Origin of the sequence: Pseudomonas sp. PA1(2017), assembly GCF_001945375.1 — a bacterium.
In the GTDB taxonomy this organism is placed as follows: Bacteria; Pseudomonadota; Gammaproteobacteria; order Pseudomonadales; family Pseudomonadaceae; genus Aquipseudomonas.
On sequence record NZ_MSXU01000001.1, the window covers coordinates 140882 to 155771 of the forward strand.

General features: G+C 61.9%; 12 protein-coding genes. 4 read left to right on the forward strand and 8 right to left on the reverse strand.

What is annotated here, in order from left to right:
* Nucleotides 1–16: 16 nt before the first annotated feature.
* Nucleotides 17–736 (reverse strand): 16S rRNA (uracil(1498)-N(3))-methyltransferase, encoded by a 720-nt coding sequence (locus tag BVH01_RS00645; protein ID WP_075928486.1) that lies wholly within the window; start codon nucleotides 734–736, stop codon nucleotides 17–19.
* A 382-nt stretch (nucleotides 737–1118) separates the two neighbouring features.
* On the opposite strand from BVH01_RS00645, the gene BVH01_RS00650 reads away from it, so the two are divergent.
* The gene (locus BVH01_RS00650; protein ID WP_075928487.1) at nucleotides 1119–2429 is read left to right on the forward strand and encodes an OprD family porin; all 1311 of its coding nucleotides are present in this window, start codon (nucleotides 1119–1121) and stop codon (nucleotides 2427–2429) included.
* A gap of 45 nt (nucleotides 2430–2474) precedes the next feature.
* Here the strand turns inward: BVH01_RS00650 and BVH01_RS00655 are convergent, their stop codons facing one another.
* Entirely contained in the window at nucleotides 2475–3878 is a 1404-nt protein-coding gene (locus BVH01_RS00655) for an adenosylmethionine--8-amino-7-oxononanoate transaminase (RefSeq protein ID WP_075928488.1), read from the reverse strand.
* Between the two features lie 442 nt (nucleotides 3879–4320).
* Between BVH01_RS00655 and BVH01_RS00660 the strand changes: the two genes are divergently transcribed.
* Nucleotides 4321–5628: a helix-turn-helix domain-containing protein gene (locus BVH01_RS00660; RefSeq protein ID WP_075928489.1), complete on the forward strand. Its 1308-nt coding sequence runs from the start codon at nucleotides 4321–4323 to the stop codon at nucleotides 5626–5628.
* 195 nt (nucleotides 5629–5823) lie between these two features.
* On the opposite strand, the gene BVH01_RS00665 is transcribed toward BVH01_RS00660, so the two are convergent.
* Both BVH01_RS00665 and BVH01_RS00670 read right to left on the reverse strand, forming a co-directional pair.
* Nucleotides 5824–6456: a nitroreductase family protein gene (locus tag BVH01_RS00665; RefSeq protein ID WP_075928490.1), complete on the reverse strand. Its 633-nt coding sequence runs from the start codon at nucleotides 6454–6456 to the stop codon at nucleotides 5824–5826.
* Between the two features lie 225 nt (nucleotides 6457–6681).
* Nucleotides 6682–7662: a sterol desaturase family protein gene (locus BVH01_RS00670; protein WP_075928491.1), complete on the reverse strand. Its 981-nt coding sequence runs from the start codon at nucleotides 7660–7662 to the stop codon at nucleotides 6682–6684.
* Between the two features lie 559 nt (nucleotides 7663–8221).
* Between BVH01_RS00670 and BVH01_RS00675 the strand changes: the two genes are divergently transcribed.
* Together BVH01_RS00675 and BVH01_RS00680 are read left to right on the forward strand one after the other, a co-directional pair.
* Nucleotides 8222–8767: a cytochrome b gene (locus BVH01_RS00675; protein ID WP_075928492.1), complete on the forward strand. Its 546-nt coding sequence runs from the start codon at nucleotides 8222–8224 to the stop codon at nucleotides 8765–8767.
* Nucleotides 8768–8829: 62 nt separating this feature from the next.
* Nucleotides 8830–9408, forward strand: coding sequence for a YceI family protein (locus tag BVH01_RS00680; RefSeq protein ID WP_075928493.1), 579 nt, complete (start codon nucleotides 8830–8832; stop codon nucleotides 9406–9408).
* Between the two features lie 78 nt (nucleotides 9409–9486).
* On the opposite strand, the gene BVH01_RS00685 is transcribed toward BVH01_RS00680, so the two are convergent.
* The 4 genes from BVH01_RS00685 to metF form a co-directional block, all read right to left on the reverse strand.
* Nucleotides 9487–11334, reverse strand: coding sequence for a DEAD/DEAH box helicase (locus BVH01_RS00685; protein ID WP_075928494.1), 1848 nt, complete (start codon nucleotides 11332–11334; stop codon nucleotides 9487–9489).
* A 238-nt stretch (nucleotides 11335–11572) separates the two neighbouring features.
* Entirely contained in the window at nucleotides 11573–12319 is a 747-nt protein-coding gene (locus tag BVH01_RS00690; RefSeq protein ID WP_075928495.1) for a siderophore-interacting protein, read from the reverse strand.
* Between the two features lie 70 nt (nucleotides 12320–12389).
* On the reverse strand, nucleotides 12390–13763 hold the full coding sequence (gene ppnN / locus BVH01_RS00695; RefSeq protein ID WP_075928496.1) for a nucleotide 5'-monophosphate nucleosidase PpnN: 1374 nt from the start codon (nucleotides 13761–13763) through the stop codon (nucleotides 12390–12392).
* A 249-nt stretch (nucleotides 13764–14012) separates the two neighbouring features.
* Entirely contained in the window at nucleotides 14013–14855 is an 843-nt protein-coding gene (gene metF, locus BVH01_RS00700) for a methylenetetrahydrofolate reductase [NAD(P)H] (protein WP_075928497.1), read from the reverse strand.
* Nucleotides 14856–14890 lie beyond the last annotated feature (35 nt).

Genomic DNA, 14890 nt, shown 5'->3' on the forward strand with positions numbered 1-14890 from the left:
GACTTTGAACAGGCTCTTAGAAATCGCCCCACAAGTACTGAGCTAGCGCCAAGCCCGCCACCGGCGCGGTTTCGGTGCGCAGTACGCGCGGCCCCAGGCGCGCTGCGTGGAAGCCGGTGCCTTTTGCCTGCTCGACTTCGGCATCGGTCAGGCCGCCCTCGGGGCCGATCAGAAAGGCCAGTGACGCGGGTTTGGCATGGCTGCTCAGCGGTTCGGCAACAGGGTGCAGCACCAGCTTGAGATCCGCCTGGGTTTGCTGCAGCCAGTCGTTGAGAACGATGGGTGGATGAATCAGCGGAATCACCGAACGCCCGCATTGCTCGCAGGCGCTGATCGCCACCTGGCGCCAGTGGGCCATGCGCTTGTCGGTGCGCTCATCCTTCAGGCGTACTTCACAGCGCGTGCTGATGATCGGGCTGATCACCTGGGCGCCCAGCTCGGTGGCCTTCTGGATCGCCCAGTCCATGCGCTCGCCGCGGGACAGGCCCTGGCCCAGGTGGATGTGCAGGGGCGACTCCGCCTGCCCGGCGAACTGCTCGCGCAGCTCGACGCGCACCGTCTTCTTGCCCACCTCGACCAGCTCGCCGAGAAACTCCTGACCGCTGCCATCGAACAGCTGCACCGCGTCGCCCGCTGCATGCCGCAGCACCCGGCCGATGTAGTGGGCCTGGGCTTCGGGCAGCTCGTGTTGGCCGAGGGAAAGGGGGGCGTCGATGAAGAAGCGGGAAAGGCGCATGGTCGGTGGCGGATATGGGCTGAGGGTGGGCAAGCATAACCGGATGGTGGTTTTTCTGCAGGCCGTCGATGACCGCAGCGTTGCTGCAGGCCGCGCAGTGATTGGCGTGAGTCGCTCGCAATTGGTGAACGGCAACGCCGCTCGCTGCCTCGAGGGTTGCGACGATGCGTCCATTGGCCATAGGGTAAAAAAGAGCGGCCTTGCTCCCGGGCCGCATTCCCGGGGCGCTTCAACACGGCAGGGCTGACCAAGGGGTGGGTGGCTCACGCGAACGCACGTCAGGCAGGGGAAACCTGTTGCCATGCTGCGGCGTGGGCGCTGCAGCCCATCCTGTTTCAAGGGCGGACTATCCGCCGCTACATTCCACGCATAGGGAATAATAATGATCGTGCAACGTACCGGATTATCGTTGATGGCACTGAGTGCCAGTCTTCTGGCCATTTCCACCGCTCAGGCGAACCAGGCCGAGTCCAAGGGGTTTATCGAAGACAGCACGCTGAATCTGCTGACCCGCAACGTTTACTGGCATATGGATCGCCATGCGAGCGGAGCCCAGGACAATCGCGAATGGGGCCAGGGTTTTCACCTCGAATACAGCTCGGGCTATACCCAGGGCGTCGTCGGTTTTGGCGTCGATCTCAATGCCTACATGGGCATCAAGCTGGACAGCGGGCGAGGGCGGTCAGGCTCCGGTTTGCTGCCGGTGGACTCGTCCACCAACCAGGCCGACGACGAGTTCGGCACCCTCGGTGGCGCCGTGAAAATGCGCATTTCCAATTCGGAACTCAAGTATGGCCAGCTGCGGCCCTACAACCCGGTGATCGCGGTCGCCGACGCCCGCCTGGTGCCTGCCACCGCGACCGGTTTCCAGCTGACCAGCGCCGAGATCGATGACTTGATCATCGACGCAGGCCATTTCACTTCGTCAAAGGATTTCAACCAGGCCGGTAGCCGCGATGGCTTTTACAGCACCTACGCGCCGGGGGCCGAAGGCGGCAGTGTCGATTATGTCGGGGCCAATTGGGTCGCCAGCGATGCCTTGAGTTTCAGTGCCTACGCCTCGCGCTATGAAGACCTGTGGCGTCAGTACTACGGCAACGCCATCTACAACCTGGCAATCGATGAGCAGCAGGCGCTGAACTTCGATTTCAACATCTATCGGACGCTGGATGAGGGCAAGTCGGTTGCCGGTGACATCGACGTCACCGCCTGGTCGCTGGCGACCGCCTATTCCGTTGGGGCTCATACCTTCACCGTTGCCCACCAAAGGGTGAATGGCGATCAGCCGTTCGACTACCTGACGCTCGGCGGCGGCGGTGCGCAAGACTCCATCTACCTGGCCAACTCCTCGCAACTGGTGGATTTCAATGGGCCGGGCGAGCGCTCCTGGCGCGCCACTTACGCCATGGACCTGGCCAGTTACGGGGTGCCGGGGCTATCGTTCTACGTCTCGTACATCCGCGGCGACAACGTCGATGGCAGCAAGATGGACGCATCCAGCCCCTACGCCTATTACGCCGACAACGAGAAGCACTGGGAGCGTGATGTGAACGTGCAGTACGTGGTGCAGAGTGGCGCGGCCAAGGACCTCAAGTTCCGCCTGCGTCAGGCCACGCACCGTATCTCCGGAACCTCGGATGTGGATTCCGACCAGGTGCGCTTCATCGTCGAGTATCCGCTGAGCGTACTCTGAGCAAGGCATGACGGCAGGTTGGGGTGTGCCCACCTGACGGCGTGATCAGCCCGGATCGCGAAAGCCCGGGTAGCGGGTGTCGCCAACCGGTACGCTGACCGAAGTGCGGGTGGCCAGGTCGATGCCCTCGCTGGCAACGATGGCGAGGAAATCGATCTGCTCTTCGCTGATCACGTAGGGCGGCAGGAAATACACCACACTGCCCAAAGGCCGCAGCAAGGCGCCGCGGGTCAGGGCGTGCTGGTACACCTGCAGGCCGCGGCGTTCCTGCCAGGGATAGGCGACCTTGCCGGCTTTGTCCTGCACCATCTCGATGGCCAGGGCCATGCCGGTCTGGCGCACTTCGGCCACGTGGGGGTGATCGACCAGGTGTGCGGTCGCGCTGGCCATGCGCGCGGCGAGTCGCTTGTTGGCCTCGATCACGCCGTCCTCCTCGAAAATATCCAGGGTCGCCAGGGCCGCGGCACAGGCCAGCGGGTTGCCGGTGTAGGTGTGCGAATGAAGGAAGGCGCGCAAGGTGGCGTATTCATCGTAGAACGCAGCGTAGACCTCATCGGTGGTCAGCACCGCGGCCATCGGCAGATAGCCGCCGGTGAGCGCCTTGGACAGCACCAGAAAGTCCGGGGTGATGCCGGCCTGCTCGCAGGCGAACATCGTGCCGGTGCGGCCGAAACCGACGGCGATCTCGTCATGGATCAGGTGCACGCCGTAGCGGTCGCAAGCCTCGCGCAGCAGTTTCAGGTAGATCGGGTGGTACATGCGCATGCCGCCGGCGCCCTGGATCAAGGGCTCGACGATCACCGCCGCCACTTCGTGATGGTGCTCGGCCAGGGTCTGCTCCATGGCGGCGAACAGGGTCCGCGAGTGCTCTTCCCAGCTCACGCCCTCCGGGCGCAGGTAGCAATCCGGGCTCGGCACCTTGAGGGTGTCGAGCAACAGCGCCTTGTAGGTGTCGGTGAACAGCGCCACGTCGCCCACCGACATCGCCGCCACGGTTTCGCCGTGGTAGCTGTTGGTCAGGGTCACGAAGCGTTTCTTGACAGGCTGGCCGCTGTTGAGCCAGTAGTGAAAACTCATCTTCAAGGCCACTTCGATGCCCGAGGAGCCGTTGTCGGCGTAGAACACCCGGCTTAGCCCCGGCGGCGTGATTTTCACCAGGCGCTCGGACAGTTCCACCACCGGCTGATGGCTGAAGCCAGCCAGCATCACGTGTTCGAGCTGATCGACCTGCTCTTTGATGCGCTCGCCGATCCGCGGGTTGGCGTGGCCGAACACGTTGACCCACCAGGAGCTGACGGCATCCAGATAGCGCTTGCCTTCGAAGTCTTCCAGCCAAACGCCTTCGCCGCGGCGGATCGGAATCAGCGGCAGGCGCTCGTGGTCCTTCATCTGTGTACAGGGGTGCCAGAGGACGTCCAGGTCACGCTGCATCCAGTGTTGGTTACTCATCGAGTCGCTCTCCCAATTGTCAGCTGGCAAGCCTATCAGATGGTTTAGCCTCATCGTGGTGCGTGTACGGCATCTTGCACAGCGGCAAGCAAGCAGTGACAAGGGCTTGGGCGTATTGTGGGGCTGTTGCCGAAGTTCCCTTAGGATCGCCGCGAGTGCCTTCGGTGTTGGCCGCGTGAGGATGAACGCGCAGCCAAACTGATTGGACGGATGGTGATTCCAGCACCGGTCAAGTCGTTTTCCAAGTCGCGCGGCCAAGTGCCGATTTGGGATACGGAGATGTACGACCTGCCGCCTATGCTAACGGCGAACCCGTCGAATCTGAATCGAGGCAAGTGACGCGCTTGCCAACGCCAGGCACGGCTCCCAGCGACGTTCGCGTCGAGTGGCGGGCAATTCGCCGTATCTTCAATGCCATCAAGAGCAGCAAAGGGGGCGCGAAATGGCTGAATTGCAGGAAGTGTGCGAGGAGAGTCGGCTCGCTGCCCACGGGCAGAGAATCTTGCTAAGTGGAGTGCTCGGCAAATCGCGACGGATGATCCGTCTTTTCGAGTTTCTCCTCGAGCGGTCAATGACGGCGAGCACCACCAAAGAGATCGAGATTGCCCAGGTCGTGTTTGGCCGTAGCACCGACGCGGATCTTGCAGTTGATGCGACGGTACGGGTACACATTCATCGGCTGCGCAAGAAGCTGGAAGCTGCCCCGGCCGATGAGCGCGGTGAGCGGCTCATGCTGCCGCGTGGCGAATACCGGCTGGCCGTCGTCGCTCCCGACGAGCAGGATCAATACCGTGAGCACGACCCGCAACGCCGCGTCGATTGGCGTTACGTTGCCGGCGCAGCGTTCTTGCTCACCATCAATGCTGTCTGTTGGTTCGGGTTGGCGAGCAAGCCTGCCGGTGACCCTCGTATCGAAAGCGTTCTCTGGAGTGGTCTGGCAGAGAGCTCGGCACCGGTATTGATCGTTTCGGGTGATTTTTATGTGTTCGGCGAGCAAGGAGCTGATGGCTCGGTGCAGCGCATGATCGCTGACGCCAGCATCGCCTCCAGCGAAGCGCTCAGCCAGTTCAAGCAGAGCGCGCCCGATGCGAGTCAAGGCTATGTGGACATGAATGCCTACCACTTGCCGAGCGGGCTGGCGCCGGCCCTGGTTTCCGTGGCGCCCGTCGTGGCCGCGATGAGGCCTGGCGACGCTAATGCGGTCAAGGACGTGACGACATCACGCTTCACCAACGAGATGCTGAGTAATCACGACATCGTTTATGTCGGTTTGCTCGACACCCTTGGAGATCTACAGGAGCCATTCTTCGATATTTGCGGCTTTTACTTTTCGGCGAGCGGCGACACGCTTCTGGACAAGGCGAGCGGGGATCGCTTCCAAGCCGATTGGGACGAGCCTTCCACGCAAGGGATCATGCGCCGTGATTATGCCTACCTTGCGCGCTTTCCAGGACCGGCAGGCAACCATGTCGTGGTGGTGGCGGGAGTCATGGATCCTGCACTCATCGAGGCGGGACACATCGCCTCGGACAAGGCCGAACTCGGTCGCTTGAAAGCCCGCCTGGGTGATAGTGAGGCCTTCGAGGCGCTTTACGAGGTGCGCACATTTGGCCCATCGAATGTCTCGGGGAAATTGCTGATCGCCCGCCCGCTCGATGTCGAGCAGATGTGGCGTGCCAAAGGCGCAAGGTCTTCCGAGGTCGATAGCTTGTCAGGCTCCGGCAGGGCCGATGACGCAGTTGCGCAGTAACTGGCCGACCTTGCCTGCCGCAACGCATGCCCGCGCTCAGGGCTCCGCTGTCGCCTCTGAGCCAGCGAACATTTGCGGCGTCTCGGGCAGGAAGGCCTGCATGAACTTTCGCAAAGTCGCTTGCCGACTACCCGGTTCATGCAGGGCCCTGCAATTCATGCGGCTCAATTACGGACCATTGTGAGGGAGTGATCCCTACACGATCTCTTCGAACAAGTGCTGCTTGGCGCGTCGAACCTTTTCGAGTTTCACCAACCAGTCGCTATCGATGTCCCGATAACCCAGGGTCAACAGAACGGAGCTTCTCAACCCTTGTTCGGGAAGGTTCAGAAGCGCATCGATCGCCTTGTTGTCGAAGCCTTCCATGGGCGTGGCATCCACATGAATGTCAGCCGCCGCCAGCAGCGCAAATCCCAACGCGATGTAGCACTGCTTTGAGGCGTGAAAATACTGCTGCTCTTCACTCATGGCGCCGAACGAATCGAGCAACGAGAGTCGGTAGTCGTCGGTAACGCTTGCCGGCAGATTGCGTATGCCGTTGCTGTACTCGAAAAAGTCGTTGACGCGTTCCGGGGTGTATTCGTCCCAGGCAGCAAAAACCAACAGGTGGGACGATTGGGTAATTTGTTGCTGATTGGCACAGATAGGTAACAGCCGCGCCTTCAACTCGTCGTTACTAATGACCAGTACTTTGAAAGGCTGCAGGCCAGAGCTACTGGGTGCCATGCGTATGGCTTCAAGGATCGAACCGATCTTTTGTGGCTCTACCTTTTCGCCGTTGTAGCTCTTTGTTGCATAGCGCCAATGAAGTTGGTCTTTCAATGCCATGTTGATTTTCCTCGATTGGAATTCATCCTGCGGGAAGTTGGGCGCGCCTCGAGTTGATAGCCGTCGAGGTGCTCGATGACGTCCCTGGTGGCCCGGCGGATTCATGCTGTTGGCTCCATTCACTGTGCTGAAAACAGGCTCGCAGAACCTGTAGCGCGGCGCTCTTGGCCTGTTTTCAGTATCGAAACGGAGCATCTTTCTGCGTTATGGGGCCGACCGGTTCTCTTACGGATTAGGGCTCTTGCCTTCTCTCAGGTGCCGCCAGAGTGTGACGAAAGGATCGAAATAGAACCTTTTCAAGGTCTTGTGTGGATTGTTCGGCCCGTACTCTTCGTCGTTGCAGCCCCAACGCCAGGTCTCGCCTTTTTGCGGCAGGTAAAGAGTTCCGAACATCCAATCCCAGAGCGTCAGGATCACTGCGTTGTTCTTGTCCCAGTGGTGCGGCTCCATACTGTGATGAAGGTTATGCATCACCGGCGCCAGGATGATCCTGTTCAACCATCCGTAGGAGATCGGCATATGAACGTGGGAGAACACATCGATAACGAAGAAGGCGATATAGGCCGTTGTGGTAACGGCAGCCACCATGCCTGGATGAACCTGGCTGCCGGTCGCGTACAGCACCACGCCGGTGAAGGCGCCGCCGACAACGGCCGGGATGATATTCAGGCCGAAAAACTCGATTGGGTGCTGCCGGAACAGCGTCCAGGGCGTGAGTGTCTCGGCGGTATGGTGAGGCTTGTGCAGATGCCATAGATGGGCATTGGTGTGACACCAGCGATGTACCCAATAGCCCACGAAGTCGACACTCATGAAATACACCAGAAACTGGACGGCAACGAGCAGCCAGGTGGAGGTGATCAAAGGATTTCGGGCGCCGAACTCGGTGTTGAAATAAGCGCCTACGTTGTCAGCGATAGCGATGCCGTTGATGGCAATCACCCCTACGAGCGGAAATCCGAGCAATAACAGAATAATGCCGTTCCATATGTCCACGCGCGATGAAGCGTGGTCGTATTGCTCTTTGGGGAATGCCGCGTTGGTCAGGGCGCGAATGGTCAGGGGACCCTGCCACTTTTGCGAGAGAATGAACATTACCGCAATGACGGTAACGAAAAGGGGAAGTCCCAAGGCCCACAAGCTCACTATTTCGAGCGTCGGCTCGTAGAAGGCGACAATGGATTCCCAGATGCTTTGCATCGTCATAGTTAGTACCTCGCCATTTCTTGTCTTGTTATTGTTTTTGAGGCCATGGAGTGGCCTCGCTATCTTTTCTCTCCTTGCAGGCCCGATCAGACGGCTCGTTGCAACGGGCGATATCGATGCTGCGACGGGCGACCACCGCGGACAAGTTGGATAACGGTTAATTAACGGTACGTAACCTGTTTTCTCCAGCTCGGTGTTTTGGAGAAAAATAAATGTAACCAATGGGATAGCGTCAGGATGGAAGCGAAGCTTCAGCGGCTTTTGTAGCCAGACGGTTTCCCCGCAGGTCGATTTGTAGGCAGCGTTTCAATGCGATAATTGATCCAAACCGACTGAAACCTCAGGCTGAGGTTTCGACACTGCTCACCGCTGATCCGCTGAAAGCGACCGTTCAGTTACGGTGCACGGAACGGCCCGTATATGTCAGGGACTAAGCTCGTTGGTCTTTGATGATTGCGTCCAGCTATCGCCTTTATCGATATTTCATAGCAACAATTTCTGCTATTACTCGATAGGTTTGTTGCTAATCTCTGCCCAACTCAACTTTTGGAAGCAGGCCATGCAGTGGCGTAATTCTACGTTCCGTTACGGTCTCATCAGCGTTTCCCTGCATTGGCTGGTGGCCGTTGCGGTATTCGGGTTGTTCGCCCTCGGTTTCTGGATGGTCGGGCTGAGCTACTACAGCAGCTGGTACCAGACGGCGCCGAACATCCACAAGAGCATCGGCATTCTGCTGTTCATGGTCATGCTGGCGCGCCTGGCGTGGCGCCTGGCCAGCCCGCCGCCGCCGGCGTTGCCCGAGCATGGTCGGCTGACGCGAGTGGCCAGCAAGCTGGGGCATGGCTTCCTGTACCTGGGGCTGTTCGTGCTGATGACTTCCGGCTACCTGATCTCCACTGCCGATGGCCGGGGCATCAGCGTATTCGGGTGGTTCGAGGTGCCGGCGAGCGTGACCAGCATTCCCAATCAGGGTGATGTCGCCGGCTTGATTCATGAATACCTGGCCTGGGCTATCGTGATCTTTGCGGTCCTGCATGGCCTGGCTGCGTTGAAGCATCATTTCATCGACCGTGATCGCACCTTGCTGCGCATCTTCGGGCGCTGATCTTCCTGCGGTTTCGGCGTTGCTCCGCAGCGCCGCCTATTTTCATCTCACAAGGAGTTCCCATGTTGAAGAAGACTTTCGCTGCACTGGCGCTGGGTACCGCTCTGCTGGGCGCTGGCCAGGCAATGGCTGCCGACTACGCCATCGACAAGCAAGGCCAGCACGCCTTCGTCAATTTCAAGATCAGCCACCTGGGCTATAGCTGGCTGTACGGCACCTTCAAGGATTTCGACGGCTCCTTCAGCTTCGACGAGAAGAACCCCGAGGCCAGCAAGGTCAACGTGACCCTGAAGACCGAAAGCGTCGACACCAACCATGCCGAGCGCGACAAGCACATCCGTAGCGCCGATTTCCTCAACGTCAGCAAGAACCCGACCGCGACCTTCAAGTCCACGTCGGTCAAGTCGACCGGCCAGGGCGCTGCCGACATCACCGGCGACCTGACCCTCAACGGCGTGACCAAACCGGTGGTGATCGCCGCCAAGTTCATCGGTCAGGGCGACGACCCATGGGGCGGCTACCGCGCCGGCTTCGAGGGCAGCACCAAGCTGAAGCTGAAGGACTTCAATATCGAGAAGGATCTGGGCCCGGCTTCGCAGGAAGTCGAGCTGATCATTTCCGTGGAAGGCGTGCGCAAGTAAGCCTTACGTCACACACGAAAACGCCGGCTCAGAGCCGGCGTTTTCGTTTCTGGGCCCAGGCCGAGCCTGGGGCAGCCCTCACTCGCTATCGCGATTGCGAGTCAGCAGGGCAGGTTTTTCACCACGCGGGCGGCTGCTCGGCAACTGATCGAGCTGTTCGGCGGTCGGCAGACGGTCGCTGCGCGAAGCCTTGTGCATGATGATCGGCTGCTTCTCGGGGGCGTCGCGACGCGGGCCTTCACGACGTGGCAGCTCGTCGCGGTTCAGCGACGTGACGACGTTGTCGCGCGCGCCACGGCTGCGGTTGTCGCCGCCACGGCCACGACCGCCACCTTGACCCTGGCCCTGACGTTTGCCGCCGTTGGCGCTGCCGCCACCGCCGGTGCGTGGGCCCTTGCCCTGACCGCGCGGTGCCTGACCGGCGCCGCCAGCATTCTGACCGCCGCCCTGGCGACGTCCACGGCCTTGGGGCTTGTTCTGGGTCGGTACGTAGTCGACGCGGTTGCCGAAATTGTCGATATCGTCATCGCGGAATTCATCCGGCGCGCGATCCGGTGGCAGGGCGGGAGCGCCAGCAGCCGGTGCTGGGCGCGCCTGGCTGCGTGGCTGCTGGCCGCGAGCAGGCTTGGCTTTGGCCTGGGGCTGGCTCTTCGCCTTGCCGCCATCCTTGCCCTTGTCGCGACGGCCGCCATTCTGGCGCTCGCCTTCGGCCTTGGCACCGCGCGGTTGGCGCGGCTTCTGTGGCTCGCGTACTTCCGGGCGCTCGGCCTCGACCTTGCTGGCATCGAAGCCCATCAGATCGCCGTCCGGGATCTTCTGCTTGGTCATGCGCTCGATGCTCTTGAGCAGCTTCTCCTCGTCCGGGGCGACCAAGGAGATGGCTTCGCCGCTACGGCCGGCACGACCGGTACGGCCGATGCGGTGCACGTAGTCTTCTTCGACGTTGGGCAGCTCGAAGTTGACCACGTGGGGCAGCTGGTCGATGTCCAGGCCGCGGGCGGCGATGTCGGTGGCGACCAGGATACGCACCTTGTTGGCCTTGAAGTCGGCCAGGGCCTTGGTCCGGGCATTCTGGCTCTTGTTGCCGTGAATCGCAGCAGCGGTAAGGCCTTGCTTTTCCAGGTACTCGGCCAGGCGGTTGGCGCCATGCTTGGTCCGGGTGAACACCAGCACCTGTTCCCAGGCGCCAGCGGTGACCAGGTGAGCGAGCAGGGCGCGCTTGTGGCTGGCCTGCAGGCGGAACACGCGCTGTTCGATGCGCTCGACCGTGGTGTTCGGCGGCGTTACTTCGATGCGCTCGGGATCGTGCAGCAGCTTGCTGGCGAGGTCGGTGATGTCCTTGGAGAAGGTCGCCGAGAACAGCAGGTTCTGACGCTTGGCCGGCAGGCGGGCGAGGACTTTCTTCACATCGTGGATGAAGCCCATGTCGAGCATGCGGTCGGCTTCGTCCAGCACGAGGATTTCCACGTGGGACAGATCGACGCTGCCTTGCCCGGCCAGGTCGAGCAGGCGGCCCGGGCAGGCGACCAGGACGTCGACGCCCTTGGCCAGGGCCTGCACCTGCGGGTTCATGCCAACGCCGCCGAAAATGCAGGCGCTGACGAATTTCAGATCGCGGGCATACAGCTTGAAGCTGTCATGCACCTGGGCAGCCAATTCGCGGGTGGGTGTGAGCACCAGCACGCGGGGCTGTTTCGGGCCGTGGCGCTGTTCGCGATCCGGGTGGCCGTTGGGGAACAGCCGCTCGAGGATCGGCAGGGCGAAGCCGCCTGTCTTACCTGTACCCGTCTGGGCCGCCACCATCAGGTCGCGACCTTGCAACGCGGCGGGGATGGCCCGCTGTTGCACCGGAGTGGGCTGGGTGTAGCCGGCGGCTTCGACCGCGCGGACCAAAGCCTCGGAGAGACCGAGGGAGGCAAAGGACATGTGCAATCCTGTCTGGTGAGGGCGTGGCCCTATAGGTGTAGTGCCTGGCTTGAATCGCACGTGGGGCGTGCAATCCCGTCCGGTACTGCTGGCCACTGGGGGCAGCATCCGGGCGCAAGCCTGGCGGGAAGGCCCGAGTGTAACAGGATTGGCGGCGTTGGGCACAACTTGCCGCCAATCGGTGTCGCGCTATGCCTTGTCACCCGGGGGTTACAACGATTGGCCGGTGGCCTGGCGATCACTCGCCCTGCGCCTCGGCGTCCTCGCGTTTTACGGTTTTGTGCTGATCTTCGCTGCTGCCCAGCTTCCAGTAACTGGAGATGTACAAGTCCTTGCGGTCGACCTGGCGCTCCTCGCGAAAATGCTGGCGCAACGCGCGCATGCCGCTGAACTCACAGGCCGCCCAGATGCTCGGGCGCCCCGGCAGCCATTCCAGCTGACGCACATGATCGACCAGCAATTGGCTGTTTTCGCCGGGATGCGGGTTGACCAGCCAGTGCAGCGCGACGCCGGCGGGGTGGCGCAGCGGCTGGATATCCTCGGCATCGAGCACTTCGATGACGGCGTGGCCACGGGCATCGGCGGGCAGCTGTTCGAGGTTCACGCTGATCGCCGGCAGGGCGGTCATGTCGCCGATCACCAGAAACCAGTCGGCGCTGTTGTCGACCAGTTTCTTCGGCCCCGGCCCGCCGACGAGGATGCTGTCGCCGGGCCTGGCGGCCGTGGCCCACTGCGAGGCCGGGCCGGCATCCTCGTGCAGCACGAAGTCGACGTCGAACTGGTCGGCACGCTGCTGGCGGACGGTGTAGGTGCGTACCAGGTTCTTGTCGCTGCCGGGGGCGGTGAACATCAGTTTGATGTAGGCGCTTTCCTGATCCGCTGGAAAGCTGTCGATCTCGCCGCCGCCCAAGGTCACGCGCAGCATGTGCGGGGTGACCGAGGTGGACGCGATGACCTGAAGAGTACGGGGTGCCGGGCGTGCCATCGGATACTCCTGTCCAGAGGCCGGTTGAGGCTGAGGCGGCAAGGGGCGCAGGCCCCTCGCGCGCAACGGTTTAGCTGACCACGCGATAGCAGGGCACGTAAGCCGAGCCGCCGGGCAGCTTCATGCGGTGCTGCTCGACGAACGCCTGCAGCAGGCGATCTAGCGGCTGCATGATGCTCTTGTCGCCGCGCAGCTCGTAAGGGCCGTGCTCCTCGATCAGCTGAATGCCGTGAGCCTTGACGTTGCCGGCTACGATGCCTGAGAAGGCGCGGCGCAGGTTGGCGGCCAGTTCGTGAGTCGGCTGCTCGCGGGTCAGGTTGAGGCTGGCCATGGCTTCGTGGGTCGGTTCGAACGGGTGCTGGAAGCTCTCGTCGATCTTGAGCAGCCAGTTGAAGTGGAAAGCGTCGTTGCGCTCGCGGCGGAACTGCTTGACGGCCTTGATGCCGGCCGCCATGTGGCGCGCCACGGCAGCCGGGTCGTTGGGGATCAGCACGTAGCGGTTCTGCGCTTCGCGGCCCAGGGTAGCGCCGATGAAGTCGTGCAGCTGCTGCAGATAGGGCTCGGCGCTCTTCGGGCCGGTGAGCACCAGCGGGAAAGGCAGCTCGGCGTTGTCCGGGTGCATGAGGATGCCCAGCAGGTACAGGAATTCCTCCGCCGTACCGGCGCCGCCCGGGAAGATGATGATGCCGTGGCCGAGGCGCACGAAGGCTTCCAGGCGCTTTTCGATGTCCGGCAGGATCACCAGCTCGTTGACGATCGGGTTCGGCGCCTCGGCAGCGATGATGCCCGGCTCGGTCAGGCCCAGGTAGCGGGCGCCGACGATGCGCTGCTTGGCATGGGAGATGGTGGCGCCCTTCATCGGCCCTTTCATCACGCCCGGGCCGCAGCCGGTGCACACGTCCAGGGCGCGCAAGCCAAGTTCGTGGCCGACCTTCTTGGTGTACTTGTATTCCTCGGTGCTGATCGAGTGACCGCCCCAGCACACCACCATCTTCGGCTCGGCACCGGCGCGCAGGGTGCGGGCGTTGCGCAGCAGATGGAATACGTAGTCGGTGAGGCCGCTGGAGCTGTCCACGTCGACCCGCTTGTTCTCCAGTTCACTCTGGGTGTAGACGATGTCGCGCAGGGCACTGAACAGCATCTCACGGGTGCTGGCGATCATCTCGCCATCGACGAAGGCGTCGGCCGGGGCGTTGATCAGCTCCAGGCGGATGCCGCGGTCCTGCTGGTGGATCTTCACTTCGAAGTCCGGATAGGCCTCGAGGATGGTCTTGGCGTTGTCGCTGTGCGAACCGGTGTTGAGGATCGCCAGGGCGCACTGGCGAAACAGCGCATAGACGCTGCCCGAGCCGGTCTCGCGCAGTTGCTGGACTTCGCGCTGGGAGAGGGTTTCCAGGCTGCCTTTCGGCGACACCGAGGCGTTGATTTTCTGGCGAGTGAGCATGCAGGCATCCCGTGGTAGCGCGACAACTCGAGCCGATCCTGGCTGATCGCGCATTGGTGAATTCGTCCCGGCAGTCATGCCCCCTGTTGGGGCATCCGGGCGCCTGTACTGTCGACCAGCAGAGGGCTTCGGGTCAACGGGTACGCGGCTGACAGGTCCGTCCAACTGGCTGGTGCAGTGGATTTGGTCGCCTGTTAGGAAAGAAAAAGGCCGCGAAAGTTCGGTCTTTCGCGGTCTCCGAGGCCGGTATCAGCCCTGCAGGTTCTTCCACACCGCCAGGCTGGGAGCGGCCTGGTTGAGGGTGTAGAAGTGCAGGCCGGGTGCACCACCTTCGATCAGGCGTTCGCACAGGCCGGTGATCATCTCTTCGCCGAAGCGCTGGATGCTCTGGGCGTCGTCGCCGTAGGCTTCCAGTTGCTTGCGCACCCAGCGTGGCAGCTCGGCGCCGCAGGCGTCGGAGAAGCGCGCCAGCTTGCTGTAGTTGGTGATTGGCATGATGCCCGGGATCACCGGGATATCGACGCCCAGCTTGCGTACACGCTCGACGAAGTAGAAGTAGCAATCGGCGTTGAAGAAGTACTGGGTGATCGCGCTGTCGGCGCCGGCCTTGGCCTTGCGCACGAAGTTGGCGATATCGTCCTCGAAATTGCGGGCCTGGGGATGCATCTCCGGGTATGCCGCTACTTCGATATGGAAGTGATCACCGGTTTCCGTGCGAATCAGCTCGACCAGGTCATTGGCGTGGCGCAGCTCGCCGCTGGACATGCCCATGCCTGACGGCAGGTCACCGCGCAGGGCAACGATGCGGTTGATGCCCTTGCTCTTGTACAGGTTGAGCAGTTCGATCAGTTCGGCCTTGCTGTCGCCAACGCACGACAGGTGCGGTGCGGTCGGCACCTTCACTTCGCTGTCGAGTTGCAGCACGGTATTGAGGGTACGGTCGCGGGTGGAGCCACCGGCGCCGTAGGTGCACGAGAAAAAGTCCGGGTTGTAGCCGGCCAGCTCTCGCGCGGTATTCAGCAGTTTTTCGTGTCCGGCATCGGTCTTCGTCGGGAAGAACTCGAAGCTGACGTTGGGGCGTTTCTGAGACATGACGATTCCTTCGGGCTGCGCGGCGCGGACCTCGG